The 17,860-nt window shown below is 64.4% G+C and carries 10 protein-coding genes; 6 read left to right on the forward strand and 4 right to left on the reverse strand.

What is annotated here, in order from left to right:
• Positions 1–129 precede the first annotated feature (129 nt).
• The gene (locus GIB19_RS26565) at positions 130–858 is read right to left on the reverse strand and encodes a sensor histidine kinase (protein WP_274888646.1); all 729 of its coding nucleotides are present in this window, start codon (positions 856–858) and stop codon (positions 130–132) included.
• Positions 859–1,010: 152 nt separating this feature from the next.
• Between GIB19_RS26565 and GIB19_RS26570 the strand changes: the two genes are divergently transcribed.
• The 5 genes from GIB19_RS26570 to GIB19_RS26590 all read left to right on the forward strand — a co-directional run bounded on the left by GIB19_RS26570 (position 1,011) and on the right by GIB19_RS26590 (position 14,848).
• Positions 1,011–9,635, forward strand: coding sequence for a GH36-type glycosyl hydrolase domain-containing protein (locus GIB19_RS26570; RefSeq protein ID WP_274888647.1), 8,625 nt, complete (start codon positions 1,011–1,013; stop codon positions 9,633–9,635).
• A 75-nt stretch (positions 9,636–9,710) separates the two neighbouring features.
• Positions 9,711–10,442, forward strand: a complete 732-nt coding sequence (locus tag GIB19_RS26575) for a Crp/Fnr family transcriptional regulator (protein ID WP_027596240.1) — start codon at positions 9,711–9,713, stop codon at positions 10,440–10,442.
• A gap of 401 nt (positions 10,443–10,843) precedes the next feature.
• The gene (locus GIB19_RS26580; protein ID WP_274888648.1) at positions 10,844–11,365 is read left to right on the forward strand and encodes a sigma-70 family RNA polymerase sigma factor; all 522 of its coding nucleotides are present in this window, start codon (positions 10,844–10,846) and stop codon (positions 11,363–11,365) included.
• Positions 11,362–12,336, forward strand: coding sequence for a FecR domain-containing protein (locus GIB19_RS26585; RefSeq protein WP_099429764.1), 975 nt, complete (start codon positions 11,362–11,364; stop codon positions 12,334–12,336). Before GIB19_RS26580 ends, GIB19_RS26585 begins: the two co-directional genes overlap by 4 nt.
• Before the next feature lie 172 nt (positions 12,337–12,508).
• Positions 12,509–14,848, forward strand: a complete 2,340-nt coding sequence (locus GIB19_RS26590; RefSeq protein ID WP_274888672.1) for a TonB-dependent siderophore receptor — start codon at positions 12,509–12,511, stop codon at positions 14,846–14,848.
• 213 nt (positions 14,849–15,061) lie between these two features.
• On the opposite strand, the gene GIB19_RS26595 is transcribed toward GIB19_RS26590, so the two are convergent.
• Together GIB19_RS26595 and GIB19_RS26600 are read right to left on the reverse strand one after the other, a co-directional pair.
• Positions 15,062–15,508 (reverse strand): GNAT family N-acetyltransferase, encoded by a 447-nt coding sequence (locus GIB19_RS26595; protein ID WP_274888650.1) that lies wholly within the window; start codon positions 15,506–15,508, stop codon positions 15,062–15,064.
• A gap of 59 nt (positions 15,509–15,567) precedes the next feature.
• Complete coding sequence (locus GIB19_RS26600; RefSeq protein WP_085273145.1) at positions 15,568–16,431, reverse strand: helix-turn-helix transcriptional regulator; 864 nt, start codon at positions 16,429–16,431, stop codon at positions 15,568–15,570.
• A gap of 156 nt (positions 16,432–16,587) precedes the next feature.
• On the opposite strand from GIB19_RS26600, the gene GIB19_RS26605 reads away from it, so the two are divergent.
• The gene (locus tag GIB19_RS26605) at positions 16,588–17,139 is read left to right on the forward strand and encodes a GNAT family N-acetyltransferase (RefSeq protein WP_274888651.1); all 552 of its coding nucleotides are present in this window, start codon (positions 16,588–16,590) and stop codon (positions 17,137–17,139) included.
• A gap of 39 nt (positions 17,140–17,178) precedes the next feature.
• On the opposite strand, the gene GIB19_RS26610 is transcribed toward GIB19_RS26605, so the two are convergent.
• The gene (locus tag GIB19_RS26610; RefSeq protein ID WP_274888653.1) at positions 17,179–17,739 is read right to left on the reverse strand and encodes a nucleotidyltransferase family protein; all 561 of its coding nucleotides are present in this window, start codon (positions 17,737–17,739) and stop codon (positions 17,179–17,181) included.
• Positions 17,740–17,860: the final 121 nt, after the last annotated feature.

Consider the following 17,860-nt stretch of genomic DNA (forward strand, 5'->3'; position numbering starts at 1 on the left):
AGGCTGCACACTTCCCGGTAGGAGCAGCCTTGTGCTGCGAAGAGGCCAGTGAACATTGCGAAGATCAACGGTGCTGTCGCCGGCCTCTTCGCAGCACAAGGCTGCTCCTACAAAGGGCGGGTCATGTAATCACTGCGGGAGCGGTATCGCCAGGGTGATGCAGAAGGTAGTACCCGCCTGCTCGGTCGATGTGACCGAAACTTCACCTGCATGCGCCTGGGCTATCTGCCTGACAATAAACAGCCCCAGCCCAATGCTGCCGGCCTTTGCAGCCCGTTGCTGGCCGCGTACCAGCGGCTCGAACAGGCGCCCAAACAGCTCGGCAGGGATGGGTACGCCCCAATTGTGTACGCTCACGGTAGCTGCACGCCCATAACTGCGCGATGTCACTTGTATGGGCGCACCGCGCTCGCCATAGGCGACGGCATTGGCGACCAGGTTGCTGACGGCTTGATGAAGGCGGTCCTTGTCGAACAGGGCGCTGCGCTCGCCCAGGTGGAGGTGAATCAAGGGGTAATCGGGGCAGGTCAGGCGCAGCTCTTCCACGCACCTTGCAACAGCCTCTGACAGGTCGCACAGCACAGGATGCAGGGCGATGCCTCGCCCTTCTTGCAGCAACGTGTAGTCCAGAAGGTCCGCCACCAGCCGCTGAGCCCGCGCCACCGAATCGCTAATGGTGCCCAGCAGCTTGAGCGTATCGGCAGTGTGCTGGCGACGCGACAGCAACTCTGCAGCCATGCTCACGGCCTGCAGCGGTGCACGCAGGTCATGGCAGACCATGCCCAGCATCTGCTGGGGCGACACGGTCGGCTTGTACATCGGCGCCGATAAAGGGGGCATCAGGGCGAGGGAAAGCACGGGGCAAACTCCTATGGCGGAACAGGTTCAACGGGAGGCAGGAGCAGCATGTGCCCTCTACCCGGGCGGGTCTGTTCGCTACCGTACAGACCCAGCCTGCCTGCCCCACGCACACTGCTTATCTACCGGTCAGCTCACGGCACCCGACACCCATGGACAACCCTTGGCTTCGCGCAGTCAGCTACGTGCAACGCCTGGCCAACCGTGCCCGGCGCTGGCGCGCGCCACGGCACGCGTTCACCTACGAAAGCCTGCTGCGCTCGGAGCTGTACAGCGCCAAGCAACTGGCCGAACACGGCACCTGGCTCGCCAGCCAGCACCGCTTGAGCCAGTTGCCTGCCGACGATTCGCTGCTCGACCGCCTGGCCGATAACGAACGCATGCTCTACGCAAGCTGTACCGCCCTCGCCGCCGCCCTGCCCGACTCACGCCCGACGCTGCCTGCCGCGCAGTGGCTGCTCGACAACTTCTACCTGGTCGAAAGCCATATCCGCATCGCCAAACGCCACCTGCCCAGCGATTACAGCCTGCAACTGCCCCGGCTAGACAATGGCGCCTCAAGCGGCTTGCCGCGGGTCTATGACATTGCACTGGAAACCATCTGCCACGGCGATGGCCGGGTCGACGTCGAGAGCCTGAGTCACTTTGTCGAGGCCTATCAGCAAACCGCCACGCTGACCCTGGGCGAGCTCTGGGCGATCCCGATCATGCTGAGGCTGGCGCTGATCGAGAACCTGCGCCGCGTGGCCGCCCGGGTCATGGCCAACGGGGCGGACCGCGACCTGGCCAATGGCTGGGCCGACACCCTCAGCGAAACCGCCGAACGCGATGCCAAAAGCGTGGTGCTGGTGGTGGCCGACATGGCCCGCTCGGAGCCACCAATGACCGCCGCCTTCGTCGCCGAGCTGGCCAGGCGGCTGCAGGGCCACAGCAGCGCGTTGACCCAGCCACTGGCCTGGATCGAGCAACTGCTGGGCGAGTCGGCAATGAGCATCGAGCGCCATGTGCAGCTCGATGCGCAACAGCAGGCCATCGACCAGGTCTCCATCAGCAACAGCATCGGCAGCCTGCGGCTGCTGTCGACCGTGGACTGGCGGCTGTTCGTCGAACACCTGAGCCATGTCGAGCACGTACTCGGCCAAGACCCCGCCGCCGTGTACGCAGCCATGGACTTCGCCAGCCGTGATCACTATCGGCACATCGTCGAACGGCTGGCGCGGCACAGCGCCTTCAGTGAAGAACAGGTGGCCCACACCGCCATCGAACTGGCGCGTGCCGCAAGCGCGACGTCGCACTCACAGGCAGCCCACGTCGGCTATTACCTGGCAGGCGCTGGCCTGGCGTTGCTGGAACAGCGCCTGGGGGCGCGGGTGGCGCTTGCCGAGCGCTGGCAGCGCCTGTTGCACCGAGCACCGCTGGCGTTCTACCTGGTGCCGTCGGCACTGCTCTCATGCCTGCTGGCCTGGGGCTTCGTCGCGGGCATGGCCGCCGAGGGCTGGCCTACCTGGGCAGTGGCGGCCATGGCCCTTCCCGTGCTGCTGACCACCAGCCGGCTTGCCATCGGCCTGGTCAACTGGCTGGTGACCCTGACCGTGAAGCCTGCGTTTCTGCCACGGCTGGACTACGCCGCGGGGATTCCCGTCGAGGCCCGCACCCTGGTCGTGGTGCCGAGCCTGCTGGGCAACGCGGCCGACGTCGAAGAGCTGGTCGAAGGCCTTGAGGTGCGCTACCTGGCCAACCGTGATGACCACCTGCATTTCGCGCTGTTGAGCGACTTCATGGACGCCCCCACACAAACCTGCGCCGAAGACACGGCCCTGCTCGACCTCGCCAGTGACGGTATTGGTGCACTGAACAAGAAATACGGTGAGCGCTTCTTCCTGTTGCACCGGCCGCGGCTGTGGAACCCCACCGAACGATGCTGGATGGGCCACGAGCGCAAGCGCGGCAAGCTCGCAGCGCTCAATGCCCTGCTGCGCAGACGCGGGGCCGAGTGCTTCATGCGCATCGTCGGCGACCTGCGCACGCTCGATCGGGTGCGCTACGTCATCACCCTGGACACCGACACCCAGTTGCCACGCGATGTGGCGCAGAAGTTTGTCGGTGCCATGCAGCACCCCTTGAACCGCGCCTGCTTCGATGCCGACAGCGGCCGAATCCAGTCAGGCTACGCGATCCTGCAACCACGGGTCGGCATCAGCCTGCCCAGCGTGTCGCGCTCCCCCTACGCCCGCCTGTTCGGCAGCGATGCCGGGGTCGACCCTTACACGCTGGCGGTGTCGGACGTGTACCAGGACCTGTTCCTCAGTGGCTCCTTCATTGGCAAGGGCATCTACGCCGTGGATGCCTTCGAGCGGGCCCTGGACGGGCGCTTTGCCGACAACCGTGTACTCAGCCACGACCTGATCGAAGGCTGCTACGCCCATGCCGGCCTGCTCAGTGACGTGCAGTTGTTCGAGGCGTATCCGGCGCGTTACAGCGCCGATGTAAAGCGCCGCCACCGCTGGATACGCGGCGATTGGCAACTGCTGCCGTGGCTGGTGCCGTGGCTGCGCACCGGCGTCGAAGGCCAGGCGCAGCGCCCGCTGAGCGCGCTGTCGCGGTGGAAGATCTTCGACAACCTGCGCCGCAGCCTGGAGCCGGCCGCGCTGCTGACGGCATTGCTGTGGGGCTGGTTGGCCAGCACCACGCCGCTGCTGTGGACCGTCGCGCTGCTGGGCCTGCTGCTGACCCGCCCACTGCTGGACACGCTGCTCGAACTGGTGCGCAAAACCACCGATGTGCCGCTGGCCGAGCACCTGCTTGCTGCCCTACACACCTCGGGCATCTACTTCGTGCGGGCCGGGTTGTCGCTGGCCTGGTTGCCGTTCGAGACCCGCTACAGCCTGGATGCCATCGCCCGCACGCTGTGGCGGCTGACCGTGAGCAAACGCCGGCTGCTGCAGTGGAACCCTTCGCGGGAGGATGAACGCAACAGTGCCGATACCCTGCAGGCGGTGTATCGCGAGCAATGGGTACAGCCCGCCCTGGTGCTGCTGCTGACGGGCGCCTTGGCGCTACACCCCAGTGTCCTGCTGCTGGCGTCGCCCATTCTAGCGCTATGGCTGCTTGGCCCGGCCCTGGCCTGGTGGCTGAGCCGCACGCGCGGGCGCAGCGTGTTTGCACCGCAGCCCCAGGACTTGTGTTTTCTGCACCGGCTGGCCAGGCGCAATTGGGCCTTCTTCGACCGCCATGTAGGCCCTGCCGACAACTGGCTGCCGCCCGACAACCTGCAGGAGCCGCCCTTCCCCAACATCGCTCACCGCACGTCGCCGACCAACATCGGCATGGCCCTGCTCTCGCACTTGGCCGCCCATGATTTTGGTTACCTGACGGCCGGCCGCCTGTTCCAGCGCCTGACCCAGATGCTCGACAACCTGGACCACCTGGAGCGCTACAAGGGGCACTTCTACAACTGGTACGACACCCAGACCCGCGCGCCCTTGCACCCGCTGTACATTTCTGCGGTGGACAGCGGCAACCTGGCGGCCCTGCTGCTGACGCTCAAGCCTGGGCTGCTGGCGATGGCCGATACCCCCGTGCTCGACCGCCGCCTGAGCCAGGGCCTGCTGGACACGCTCGATATCCTGCACGAAACGTTCGCCACCGCAGGCCGGGCTGGCGAACCGCTGGAAGCGCTGGGCAAACAGCTGCGGCAAGCCCATGAGCAACCGGCCCCGTTGCCTGCCTCGTTGATGCAACAGCTCGCCGAGCAAGTACAAGGGCTAATCAAGCAATACGCCCCGCCCATTACTGAGGCCGACGATTGCCTGTTCTGGCTGGAGGCCCTGCATCAGCAATGCCTGGACCTGGCTGGCGAACTGCACGCCTTGCAACTGCCACCCGGCAATGCGCCGGCGCTTCAGGCCGCGTTGAGCTGGCGCCAGCTTGCGCAGCTAGAGCCGGACCACTGGCCCGCCGACGAACGCCTGACCGTGGCCACCGTCCGCACGCAGGCCTGCCAGCGCATCGAGCAAGCGCACAGCCTGGCGCAGCGGATCGCCGCCATCGCCAGCATGGACTTCAGCTTCCTCTACGACACCCAGCGCGACCTGTTCGCCATCGGCTACAACGCCGATGAACATCGCCTGGACGCCGCGTTCTACGACTTGCTGGCCTCGGAAATGCGCCTGACCAACTTCGTGGTCATCGCCCAGGGCCAAGTCCCCCAGGCCAGTTGGTTCGCCTTGGGCCGGCTACTCACCAGCAATGCCGGCGTGCCGGTGCTGTTGTCGTGGTCGGGGTCGATGTTCGAATACCTGATGCCGCTGCTGGTGATGCCGAGCTACGAAGGCACCTTGCTCGACCAGACCTGCCGCGCCGCGGTCGAACGGCAGATCGACCACGGCAACCTGCTGGGCATCCCATGGGGCGTTTCTGAGTCGGCCTACAACGCCCTGGACGCTCACCTGAACTACCAATATCGGGCGTTTGGCGTACCCGGCCTGGGCCTCAAACGCGGCCTGGGCGAAGAACGCGTGGTCGCCCCCTACGCCAGTGCGCTGGCCCTGTTGGTAGCGCCGGGCGCCGCCTGCCGTAACTTGCAACGCCTGAGCACCCTGGGGCTGGCTGGCCGCTTCGGGCTGTACGAAGCCATTGACTACAGCGAGGCGCGCCTCCCCCCGGGCCAGAGCGCCGTGGTGATCCGCTCGTTCATGGCTCACCACCAGGGCATGAGCCTGCTGGCCCTGACTTCCTTGTTGCTGGACAAACCCATGCAACGGCGCTTCACCTCCGACCCGCAATGCCAGGCCAGCCTGCTGCTGCTACAGGAACGCGTGCCGAAAACCGCCGCGCCGTACCTGCATACCCTGCAGGCACCGGCCGTGGACGCGGCAGGCCACACAGGCGAAACCCGGCTACGGGTGTTCAGCGAACCGAACCGGCGCCACCCCGCCGTGCAACTGCTTTCCAATGGCCGCTACCACGTCATGGTCAACCATGTCGGCAGTGGCTACAGCCAGCGCAATGGCTTGGCCGTGACCCGTTGGCGCGAAGACGCCACCCGCGATGACTTGGGCAGCTTCTGCTACCTGCGGGACGTCGCCAGCGGTGCATTCTGGTCAACCACTTACCAGCCCACGCGGCACCGCGGCAGTAATCAGGAGGCTATTTTCAGCGATGGCCGCGCCGAGTTCCGCATCCGTGAAAACGACTTCGACTGCCATACCGAAATAGCCGTGTCCCCCGAAGACGACATCGAACTGCGACGCCTGCACCTGACCAACCACAGTGACCAGCCGCGCACCCTGGAGCTGACCAGCTACGCCGAAGTGGTGCTGGCACCGGCGCTCAGCGATGCCCTGCACCCGGCATTCAGCAAGCTGTTCGTGCAGACCGAACTGGTCCGCCCGCTGCAGGCCATCATCTGCACCCGGCGGCCGCGCTCGCAGCAGGACGCGGTGCCGTGGATGTGCCATGTGCTGGCCGTGCATGGCGCCGACATCGATGCGGTGTCTTACGAAACCGACCGTGCGCGTTTCATCGGCCGTGGCCGCACACTGGTGGCCCCGGCGGCACTGGACCGCCACACCGAGGCCTTGTCCGACAGTGCCGGGGCAGTGCTCGACCCGATCGTGGCAATTCGCTGCCGCATCAGCCTGGCGCCTGGCCAGAAGGCCACGGTCGACCTGGTCACCGGCGTGACCGACAGCCGCGACGCCTGCCTGCAGCAGATCGCCAGGTACCGCGATCGGCACCTGGCCGACCGGGTGTTCGACCTGGCCTGGCCACACAGCCAGGTGCAGTTGCGTCAGCTGAATGGGTCGCTCAACGATGCTCGGCTGTTCGAGCAGATGGCCGCGTCGGTGCTCTACCCCAACGCGGCGCTGCGGGCCAGCGGCGCCCTGCTGGCCAGCAACCGGCGCAGCCAGTCGGGCCTGTGGGGCCAGGGGCTATCGGGGGACCTGCCAATCGTGCTGGTGCAGATCGCTGACCCGGCCAACCTGCACCTGGTCAAGCAAATGGTGCTCGCCCATGCCTATTGGCGGCAGAAGGGCCTGGCGCTGGACCTGGTGATCTGGAACGAAGACCAGGCCGGTTATCGCCAACAATTGCAGGAGCAGATCATGGGCATCGTCACCTCCGGCAGCGAGGCTGCGCTGCTCGATCGCCCCGGCGGGATCTTCGTGCGCCCGGCGCAGCAACTGTCGGCAGAGGACCGCACCCTTACCCTGTCGGTGGCGCGGCTGGTGCTCAGCGACAGCCACGGCACGCTGGCCGAGCAATTGCATCACCGCCACGCGCCGCCTGCCCCCGCCGTGTTCGAGGCGACCCTGGCCTACCCCCCGAGCAAACCCGATAGCCGCTCGCTGGCAGACGCACCGGCGCGGGTGCTGGGCAACCGCTACGGCGGTTACAGCGCCGATGGCCGTGAGTACGTCATCGCCCACGCTGATGGCCTGCCACCCCCGGCGCCGTGGGTCAATGTCCTGGCCAACCCGCAGTTTGGCAGCGTGTTGTCGGAGGCCGGCAGTGCCTATACCTGGTACGAGAACGCCCACGAATACCGCCTGACCCCTTGGCACAACGACCCGGTTTGCGACCCCAGCGGCGAGACCCTTTACCTGCGTGACGAAGACAGCGGGCAGTGTTGGTCGCCCACCCCGATGCCTTGCCCAGGCCCTGGCCGTTATCGCACCCGGCATGGCTTTGGCTACAGCGTTTTCGAATACGCCGACGACGGCCTGGACAGCGAGCTGTGGGTGTATGTCGCGCTGGATGCGCCGATCAAGTTCAGTCGGCTCAAGCTGCATAACCGCTCGACGCAGGCGCGACGGTTGTCGGTGACCTGCTTTGTCGAGTGGGTGCTGGGCGACCTGCGCAGCAAGTCGGCCATGCACGTGGTGACTGAAATCGACCCGGCCAGCGGCGCCGTGTTTGCCCGTAACCGCTATGCCGAGGCGTTCGCCCGGCATGTGGGCTTTGTCGATTGCGACCTGCCCTTGTATGGCATTACCTGTGACCGCAGCGAATTCCTCGGGCGCAATGGCGATTGCCAAGCCCCGGCAGGCCTGCGCCAGGCGCGGCTGTCAGGGCGCACGGGCGCCGGGCTGGACCCGTGCACGGCCGTGCAGGTCAGCGTCCTGCTGCAAGCGGGCGAAAGCCGCGACCTGGTGTTCCGCCTGGGTGCCGGGCCAAACGCCGAGGCCGCCAGCCACTGCGTGCAGCAATACCGAGGGCTGCGCGCGGCCCTGGACGCTCTGGCAAAGGTCCAGGCCTACTGGCGCGACACCTTGGGCAGCGTGCAGATCGAAACCCCCGAGCCGTCCCTGGATGTGCTGGCCAACGGCTGGTTGCTGTACCAGGTGATTGCCTGCCGTTTCTGGGCGCGCAGCGGCTTTTACCAGTCCGGCGGCGCCATCGGCTTTCGCGACCAGCTGCAAGACAGCATGGCCATGCTCCACGCCACCCCAGCCATGGCCCGCCAGCACCTGCTGGCGTGCGCTGCGCACCAGTATGCCGAAGGCGATGTGCAGCACTGGTGGCACCCACCGCTGCAGCGCGGGGTGCGTACCCGCTGCTCCGACGACTTGCTGTGGCTGCCGCTGGCAACCAGCCGCTATGTGGCACTGACAGGCGACCACGCGGTGCTGGACGAGCCGGTCGGGTACCTGCAGGGGCGTGCGCTGAATGCCGGCGAAGAGTCCTATTACGACCTGCCCACCCAGGCGAACCTGGTCGAGAGCCTGTACCAGCATTGCCAGCGCGCCCTCGGGCATGCCCTGCAATACGGGGTTCACGGCCTGCCGTTGATGGGCAGCGGGGACTGGAACGACGGCATGAACCGCGTCGGTGAACAAGGCCTGGGCGAAAGCGTGTGGCTGGGGTTCTTCGGCCACGAAGTATTGCGGGCGTTCGCCAGCGTCGCCCTGGGCCACGGCGACAGCGCCTTCGCCCTGCAGTGCAGCCGCCAGGCAGGCACCCTTGCCGAGCACCTGGAGCAACATGCCTGGGACGGTGGCTGGTACCGCCGCGCCTGGTTCGACGACGGCCAGGTGCTCGGTTCGGCCAGCAACCAGGAGTGCCGCATCGACTCGCTGGCGCAGAGCTGGGCAGTGCTGTCCGGGGTTGCCCCGCATGGACGGGCACGGGCCGCCATGGCCGCGCTGGACAAACACCTGGTGCGCCGCGACATCGGCATCGTCAAGCTGCTCGCCCCACCCTTCGACCACGGCGACCTCGACCCCGGCTACATCAAAGGCTACCTGCCTGGCGTGCGCGAAAATGGCGGGCAGTACACCCACGCGGCCATCTGGGCGAGCATGGCCTATGCCAGCCTGGGCGATGCCGCCAAGGCTTGGGAACTGCTGCGCTTGATAAACCCGGTGCGCCAGGGCAGCAATGGGTTGATCGACACGTACAAGGTCGAGCCCTATGTGATGGCCGCCGATGTCTACGCCGTCGCCCCCCACGCAGGGCGCGGGGGCTGGAGCTGGTACACCGGCTCCGCTGGCTGGATGTACCGGCTGATCGTAGAGAGCCTGCTGGGCCTGCAACGCTGCGGGGACACCCTGCGGATTCAGCCGCTGCTGCCAGCGGACTGGCCCGGTTACACCCTGCACTACCGATTCGGCAGCACCCCGTATCGCATTGAAGTACGCAACGGCGCTAATGCCGAACTGACCCTGACCCTCGACGGCCAGCGGCTGGCCCAAGCGGTACTGCCGCTCAAGGATGATGGCGTACTGCACCAGGTGATCGCCGAGTACCAGCCGTCCCCTTTGCCCATCAACTGAGGGCGACGGGTATGCAGCACGTGCCAGTGGGGGCTAACCTTGTTGCGACAACCGCTGCCCCCGACGGTCCCGCGCATGCAACCCACCTCCAACCCCCGGCAAAATCACCTGTTGGCCGCGCTGACCGCGGACACGTTCGCCCGGTTGGAGCCGCACCTGGAACGGGTCAGCCTGCCCCTTGGCAAAGCGCTCTACGAGTCCGGCGACACCCTGCGCCATGTCTACTTCCCCACCGATGCGATCGTCTCGTTGTTGTACGTAATGGAGAACGGCGCCTCGGCGGAAATCTCGGTGGTGGGCAATGAAGGGCTGGTTGGCATCGCCGTGTTCATGGGCGGCGAAAGCACCCCCAGCCGCGCGATCGTGCAAAGCGCCGGGCATGCCTATCGCCTGCCATGTCAGCGTTTGAAGGACGAGTTCAACCGCCATGGCGAGCTGATGATGTTGATGCTGCGCTACACCCAGGCATTGATCACCCAGATGGCGCAAACGGCGGTGTGCAATCGGCACCATTCCATCGACCAGCAACTGTGCCGCTGGCTGCTGCTGTCGCTGGACCGCCTGCCGGGCGACCGGCTGTGCATGACCCAGGAACTGATCGCCAACATGCTGGGCGTACGCCGCGAAGGGGTGACCGACGCCGCTGGCAAACTGCAGCGGCTGGGCGTGATCGAATACAACCGGGGGCATATCAGGGTGCTCGACAGGGCACACCTGGAGCAGCTCAGTTGCGAGTGTTACGCGGTGGTCAGGAAAGAGACCGAACGCCTGCTTCCCTACCTGCCGCCTGTTCGTCCTGCCGTTTAGCCAAGCGTTAAGGCCTGATTTTCTGCTTCGGCTGATAGCTGTACCGCTCTGCCGCAGAAGCTCTGGACGGGTCGGGATGGCCGGAACCTCTTTGGCTTTCCGTCGGTGTCTGCGCCTCGGTATCGTCTTCATCTTTCCCGGTTGGCCAGTCTTCGCCGTGCCCTGGTTCGACAGCAGGGGCATCAGCCTCTGTGAAGCGCTTGCCAGTGGTCATACACACCTCTCAATGCTCAGATGATCTGAGCTACAGCCAGTGTGCGCCTTCCCAATAGGCAGCAGTTTTATATCGGACCAGAGACCGCCAAGGCATTTGCAGCGCGCGCGTATTGCAGGGCTGCCCAAGCCGTATATATGATAAGCATTATCGTTTGCAACAATGACCCCTGCGGCGGCCGCACTCCATGCTCCCTTCCCCTGATCCCCTTCTGTGCGATGTGGCCCTGCTCTATCGCCAGCAACACAGCTGGCTGACGCGCTGGCTAAGGCTGCGGCTGAACTGCTCGCAAAGCGCAGCGGACCTGGCGCAAGACACCTTCCTGCGCCTGTTGAACAAACAGAACGTGCCACAGTTGCATGCACCCCGCACCTTCCTGGCGAAGGTGGCGCAAAGCGTCTTGTGCAACCATTTTCGCCGGCAAAAACTCGAACTTGCCTACCTCGAAGCGCTGGCGACCCTGCCCGAACAGGTCGCGCCCAGCCTGGAAACCCAGGCAATCCTGCTGGAAACCCTGATCGCCCTCGACGCCGCCCTCGACGGCCTGGAGCGCCCGGTGCGCGAGGCGTTCCTGCTGTCGCAGGTGGATGGCCTGGGGCACGCGGACATTGCCGAGCGGCTGGCCGTGTCGATTACCACGGTGAAGCGCTACATCGTCAAGGCAGGCGCCCTGTGCATCATGCTCGATCACAGCCTGGACCTGCCATGAACGGCCAGGGCTCAGCGTCGATCCCCGGCGAGGTGGCCGAGCAGGCCATGCAGTGGCACCTCGAACTGCAAGAGCCGGCCGTCAGCGCTGCCACCCTGGCCGCCTGCATGAGCTGGCGCCAAGCGCACCCGCTGCACGAGCACGCCTGGCAACGGACCCAGGTGTTCGCCCAACGCATGCAGGACATGCGCAGCCCAGGCCAACGCCCCTTGGCCCACGCGGCGCTACGCCAGCAGCTGTCGCGGCGCACGGCGCTCAAGCAACTGTCGCTGCTGATGGCCGCAGGTGCCGGCGCCTGGTACCTGAAAGACGCCGCGCTGTTACAAGACTGGCGCGCGGACTACCACAGCCGCATTGGCGAGCAACGGCGCTTGACGCTGGCCGATGGCACCCAGGTACAGCTGAACACCGACAGCGCCCTTGATGTGGCGTTCGACCATCAGGCACGCCGCTTGCGGTTGCTGCGCGGCGAGGTGCTGATCAGCCGCTCGCCCCGCGCCGATAGCCGGCCGCTGTGGGTGGACACCGTGCATGGCCGCCTCGCATCGACACTGGCGCAGTTCAATGTGAGGCTGCACGCCGAGCTCACCCAGGTCAGCGTGTATCAGGGCAGCTTGTCGGTGCAACCCGCCTTGCAGCCCCATCCGCCCCTTCTGCTGAGTGCCGGGGAGCAGGCCAGCTTCAGCCGCCAGGGCGTGCTCGACCGTCAGTCCGTGCCCCCCGTCGCTCCGGCCTGGAGCCAAGGCATGCTGGTTGCCCAAGGCCAACGCTTGGCGGCCTTTCTCGACGACGTCAGCCGCTATCGCCGTGGGCACCTGGCCTGCGACCCCGCCTTGGCGGACCTTCGTGTGTCAGGCACATTCCCGCTGGATAACACCGAAAAAATCATCACCGCAGTGGCGGACACCTTGCAGCTCGACGTGCAGCATTTCACCCGCTACTGGGTGACGTTGAAGCCGCGCATGGCCTGACGAAAAAAAAGTTGCACAGAGGTGGTCCGATTTCGCGTCTCACGAGACTTAACCCTCAGCACTTCAAATCAATGGGGGAACACTCGTGAATCGCACCGCACGCAAACGCCAGGGCTGGCAGTTATCGGTTACGCAAAAACTTGCCGGCGCAGTGGTCCAGGGCATCGCTTGCATGAGTGCAAGCGCCCCGCTGCTGCTGACGCCCGGCTGGGCCACCGCTGCCGAGCAGGCGCAGGCCGATTTCGATATCGCTGCCGGCCCACTGGCGCCCGCATTGGCCCGCTTTGGCCAGACCACGCACATTCTGCTGTCTTACCCCACGGCATTGACCGAGGGCCGCAGCACCAGCGGCTTGCAGGGCCGTTTCGATATCGACCAAGGCCTGGCGATGCTGCTCGCTGGCACTGGGCTTGAAGCCAGCCGCGGCGTCAACGGCAACTATTCGCTGCAAGCCACTGCCGCGGGGGCCCTGGAGCTGAGCGCGGTGTCCATCTCTGGCAAGGCGCCGGGTTCGACCACCGAAGGCAGCGGGCTCTACACCACCTATTCGTCGAGCAGTTCCACGCGCCTCAACCTTACCCCCCGCGAGACCCCGCAATCGCTGACCGTGATGACCCGCCAGCGCCTGGATGACCAGCGCCTGACCAACCTCACCGACGCGCTGGAAGCCGCGCCAGGCATCACCGTGGTTCGCGATGGCCTGGGCTCGGAGAGCGATTCGTACTGGTCGCGCGGGTTTGCCATCCAGAACTACGAGGTCGACGGTGTGCCGACCAGTACCCGCCTAGACAACTACTCACAGAGCATGGCGATGTACGACCGCATCGAAATCGTGCGCGGCGCCACCGGCCTGATCAGCGGCATGGGCAACCCCTCGGCGACGATCAACCTGATCCGCAAGCGCCCCACCGCCGACGCCCAGGCCAGCATCACCGGCGAAGCGGGTAACTGGGACCGCTATGGCACCGGTTTCGATGTATCCGGGCCGCTGACCGAAACCGGCAACGTGCGGGGGCGCTTCGTCGCCGACTACAAAACCGAAAAAGCCTGGATTGACCGCTACAACCAGCAATCGCAGCTGATGTATGGCATCACCGAATTAGACCTCAGCGAAGACACCCTGCTGACCGTGGGCTTCAGCTACCTGCGCAGCGACATCGACTCGCCGCTGCGCTCCGGCCTGCCTACGCGTTTCTCGACAGGTGAACGTACCAACCTCAAGCGCTCGCTCAATGCCGCGCCAAGCTGGTCGTACAACGATCACGAGCAAACCAGCTTCTTCACCTCCATCGAGCAGCAACTGGGCAACGGCTGGAGCGGCAAGGTCGAGCTCACCCATGCGGAGAACAAATTCGACGAGCTGTTCAACTTTGCCATGGGTGAGCTGAGCCCGGAGGGCAGCGGCCTGACCCAGTTGCCCGTGCGTTTTTCCGGCACCCCACGCCAAGACAACCTCGACCTGTACGTCACCGGCCCGTTCAGCCTGTTCGGGCGTGACCATGAGTTGATTACCGGCATGACCCTGTCCCAATACCGGGAAAACACCCCAAGCTGGGGCGGCTGGCGCTATGACTACGCCGGCTCGCCAGCGGGTGTGATCGACAACCTGTTCACTTGGGACGGCAAGCCTGCCAAGCCGGACTTCGTCGAAAGCGGCAAGTCATCAATCGACGAAGACCAGTACGCGGCGTACCTGACCTCGCGCTTCAGCGTGACCGACGACCTCAGCCTGATTCTTGGCAGCCGCCTGATCAACTGGAAGCGCGACACCTCGGACAGGCCATATGGCGGCGACGAAACCGAAGTGAACCGTGAGGAAAACGGCGTATTCATCCCTTATGCCGGCGTGGTCTACAACCTCGACGACACCTGGTCGCTGTACGCCAGCTACACCAAAATCTTCAACCCGCAGGGCTCGTGGGTCACCGACGAGAGCAACAAGCCGCTCGACCCGATGGAAGGTGTCGGCTACGAGCTCGGCATCAAGGGCACCCACCTCGATGGCAAGCTCAACTCAAGCCTCGCGGTGTTCAAGCTGGAGCAGGACAACCTGGCCATCTGGCAACACGACAACGTCTACAGCGCCGAACAGGACACCACCTCCAAGGGCATCGAACTGGAGCTGAACGGCGAGCTGGCCGAAGGCTGGCAAGCATCGGCCGGTTATGCCTATTCGGTGACCACTGACGCCGACGACCAGCGCATCAACACCAACCTGCCGCGCAACAGCTTCAAGACCTTCACCAGCTACCGGCTACATGGGCCACTGGACAAGATCACGGTCGGCGGTGGGGTGAACTGGCAGAGCAAAGTCGGCGCCGACCTGCACACCTTCAGTCAGGGCAGCTACGCGGTCACCAACCTGATGGCCCGCTATGACATCAACCAGCACGTGAGTGCATCGGTGAACCTGAACAACGTGTTCGACCGCGAGTACTACAGCCAATCCGGCCTTTACGGCGTATATGGCGCCCCGCGCAATGTGATGACGAGTTTCAAGTACAGCTTCTGATTCGAGCCACAGACGCGTCAAATCCCCGCTCAACCCCAAGCCCTGTAGGAGCAGCCTTGTGCTGCGAAGAGGCCCGCGACAACAACGAAGATTGATGGTGTTGTCACGGGCCTCTTCGCAGCACAAGGCTGCTCCTACAGGGGGGTGCGTCCCCGGCAAGTGCGCCTATGTGTGCAAGAAGAATTGGGCGTTGGGTAACGGCATCGCTAAAAATCAGGGCAACCGCTTCTCCATCGGCTGATAGACCAGCCCGGCAAACTCGCCCACGTCGCCTGTCAGAACGAACCCATAGCGTTCGTAGGCGGCCACCGATGACAACGAGGCCCTGACCGTCACCACCGCCTCCCTCGCCTGCGCCAGTGCCGCGTTCATCAGGCGCGTACCGATGCCCCGACGTTGCCAGCCCGGTGCGACGAACAGCATGGCCACGTGGCGGCCTTCCTTGAATTCGATCAACCCGGTGAGGGCGCCGTCCGCGACGCACACCAGCATCAGGTTGTCGCCCTCCATACGCTCGGCAAACGCCTGTGCCGCCGCCACCTTGGCGAAGGTGTCCACACCCTGCGCCGACAGCGAAGGTGCAACGGCCTGCATGAATGCGTCCAGGCACAGGGTGCTGGCAGAGGGCAGGTCGTCGTGGATCAGTTGGCGTATGTGCATGGTCGTCATCCGTGGCGAGTCAAAGCAGGATAATGCCCCGCCGCAAGCAACCCTAGCAATCAAGGGCCTGGCCGCGATCCGTTCGGCTCATGCGAGTGGCTGCGATAGTAGGACAACGAAACCCCCGTCTGGCGTTTGAAATACCGGCACAAATACGACGCGTCGGCGAAGTTGAGCGTGTCCGCGATTTGCCCAATCGCCAGGGTACTGTATGAAAGCAGTGCCTTGATTTCCAAGGTCACCTGGCGGTCAATCAAGCCTTTGGGGGTGTCATTGAAAAAAGCCTTGCTGAGCTGCGACAGATAAAACGGCGTGATCGTCAGCGCATCGGCATAAAACTTCACCTCTCGGTGGCGCATGCAGTGCTTGCCTATCAACTCCCAGAAACGCCAACTGAGTGTTTCCTGGCGGCTGAATTGCCGGCCCGCCTGGTACTGCGCCGGAAGTTGCTCGGCGATCTTCAGAAACAGGTTTTGCAGGTGATTTCTGAGCATGATGTGCTGGTACGTGGGGCAGCGCTGCGCAATGTCCCGCATGTGCGCCAACCAGCCCCCCAGCAGCGGCCTGTCAGCATTGGCCGGCACGCAGTGAGGGTGGTCATGCAAGAAAACGAACAAGGGGTTTGGCAGTTGGTAAGCCACCTCCGCAGCAAAGCCTTTGGGCATCAGGCAAAAAAATACCCTGAAACTGCGTGAGCGACGTTTGAGCAACGCGATCGTGTCCTCGGCCAACACCATCACATCACCACGCCTGACCGCCTGGTCCTTGAAGTTGAATGCGAAGGCGGCACTGCCGGACAAGCACACCAGCAACGTTATGTAGGCATGGCCGAAAGACAGCGGCACGCCTACTCCTTCGGCAAGGGTGGTGTCCCCCAACCGGGGCGGGTCGCCCGGTGTAACCAGTTTCGGAATGTGCTGCATGGTGGCTCAACGCTGCCCAATTAAACTGCGCAAAGCTTATCACCGCTCGCTGATGGAGTTTCGAAAAGTACCGAAACTGCCGAGGTACTGACGTGTACCCATCAAGCGCCGCCCACTACCCTGTGACTCCCGAGCAACCCAGGATGAGTACAGGACATGCGACTTGAAACCCAACGGCTACGGCTGCGCCCTTGGCAAGAAACAGATGCCGCTGACTTATACGAATATGCCAAGGACGACCGCGTTGGCCCTGTCGCGGGGTGGCCACCGCACACCAGCGTTGCGCACAGTGCCGAGATCATCCGCACCGTGTTCAATCACCCGGAGGTGTATGCCGTCGAACTGAAGGAGAACGGCCGTGCAGTGGGATGTGTGGGCATTCTGATAGGCGGCAACAGCCACTTCGAGATCAGCGAGCAGGAAGGCGAAATCGCCTACTGGATCGGCGTGCCGTACTGGGGCAAAGGCCTGATTCCCGAAGCCGTGCGTGAAGTGATGCGGCACGGGTTTGAAACCCTGAAACTCAAGGCGCTCTGGTGTGGCTATTTCGCTGACAACACCCAGTCTTTTGTTGCCCAATCGAAGTGCGGGTTCCGCCATCACCACACCGAAGAAAACAAGTACAACCCGTTCCTTCAGGATTATCGAACCGAACACATCAGCTGCATCACTTACGCGCAGTGGCTCACGCCGGCTGACCACCCATGACGGGCGCACTGACAGCCAGGTGTGATATGCGGTGATCGCTTAGCCAACCGCTTTCAACCACGGCCAGCGCTCACGGTAGCTGGCCGCTTTTTGCTCGAACAACGCAGGTTGCAGGTTCAATGGGTTGGGCCTTAGCAGGTCGTGCTGAAGATCATCCAGCCCATGGGTGCTGTAGAGCACGCCGGTGTGGACATCTACGCCCAGGCAGGTCGAGCTGATCAGGTAGCGGTCGATGCCATCGGTTACCCGTTGCAATGCCGGGTAGGTAGCGTCGAACTTCGAGGCGTACCACAGGTGAACACGGGCCTGGTTGCGCACCTCGACATTGACGCCAAGGTGCGCGCTGGCCTGCTGAACCCGTGCAATCACCCGGTCTTCAGCCTCCCACGACAGGTCTTCATCGAAGTAGGCAATGTCGTAATCCTTGATGCCCCACGCTGCCGGTTGCCCGGAGCGATGGTTCCAGAAGGCCTGGAACAGGCACCCCGCTGTCAGCATGCAGTGCGGTATATCCAGCGTGGGCAACAGCGACAGCAAAGCCCGGTTGATGGGATTTTCCTGGGCAATGGCCAGTACCTGTGCGTGGGTCAGTGGCTGCATCGTTACCTCCCGGGTGATTGCGGGGCTGACGATAGCCTACCTGAGCGTCAAGGCATTCGCACTGCGCGCGGCGTCGCGAGGTGATCATCATGGAAGGGGAGTTGAGCTGACTGCCCTGCCC

The organism is Pseudomonas sp. ITEM 17296, assembly GCF_028895205.1.
Taxonomy (GTDB): Bacteria; Pseudomonadota; Gammaproteobacteria; order Pseudomonadales; family Pseudomonadaceae; genus Aquipseudomonas; species Aquipseudomonas kermanshahensis.

Coding starts and splice junctions, on each gene's coding strand:
- GIB19_RS26600 (WP_085273145.1), bottom strand. CDS start 16,431: ATGCAGCACATTCCGAAACTGGTTACACCGGGCGACCCGCCCCGGTTG.
- GIB19_RS26590 (WP_274888672.1), top strand. CDS start 12,509: ATGAGTGCAAGCGCCCCGCTGCTGCTGACGCCCGGCTGGGCCACCGCT.
- GIB19_RS26570 (WP_274888647.1), top strand. CDS start 1,011: ATGGACAACCCTTGGCTTCGCGCAGTCAGCTACGTGCAACGCCTGGCC.
- GIB19_RS26575 (WP_027596240.1), top strand. CDS start 9,711: ATGCAACCCACCTCCAACCCCCGGCAAAATCACCTGTTGGCCGCGCTG.
- GIB19_RS26580 (WP_274888648.1), top strand. CDS start 10,844: ATGCTCCCTTCCCCTGATCCCCTTCTGTGCGATGTGGCCCTGCTCTAT.
- GIB19_RS26585 (WP_099429764.1), top strand. CDS start 11,362: ATGAACGGCCAGGGCTCAGCGTCGATCCCCGGCGAGGTGGCCGAGCAG.
- GIB19_RS26595 (WP_274888650.1), bottom strand. CDS start 15,508: ATGCACATACGCCAACTGATCCACGACGACCTGCCCTCTGCCAGCACC.
- GIB19_RS26610 (WP_274888653.1), bottom strand. CDS start 17,739: ATGCAGCCACTGACCCACGCACAGGTACTGGCCATTGCCCAGGAAAAT.
- GIB19_RS26605 (WP_274888651.1), top strand. CDS start 16,588: ATGCGACTTGAAACCCAACGGCTACGGCTGCGCCCTTGGCAAGAAACA.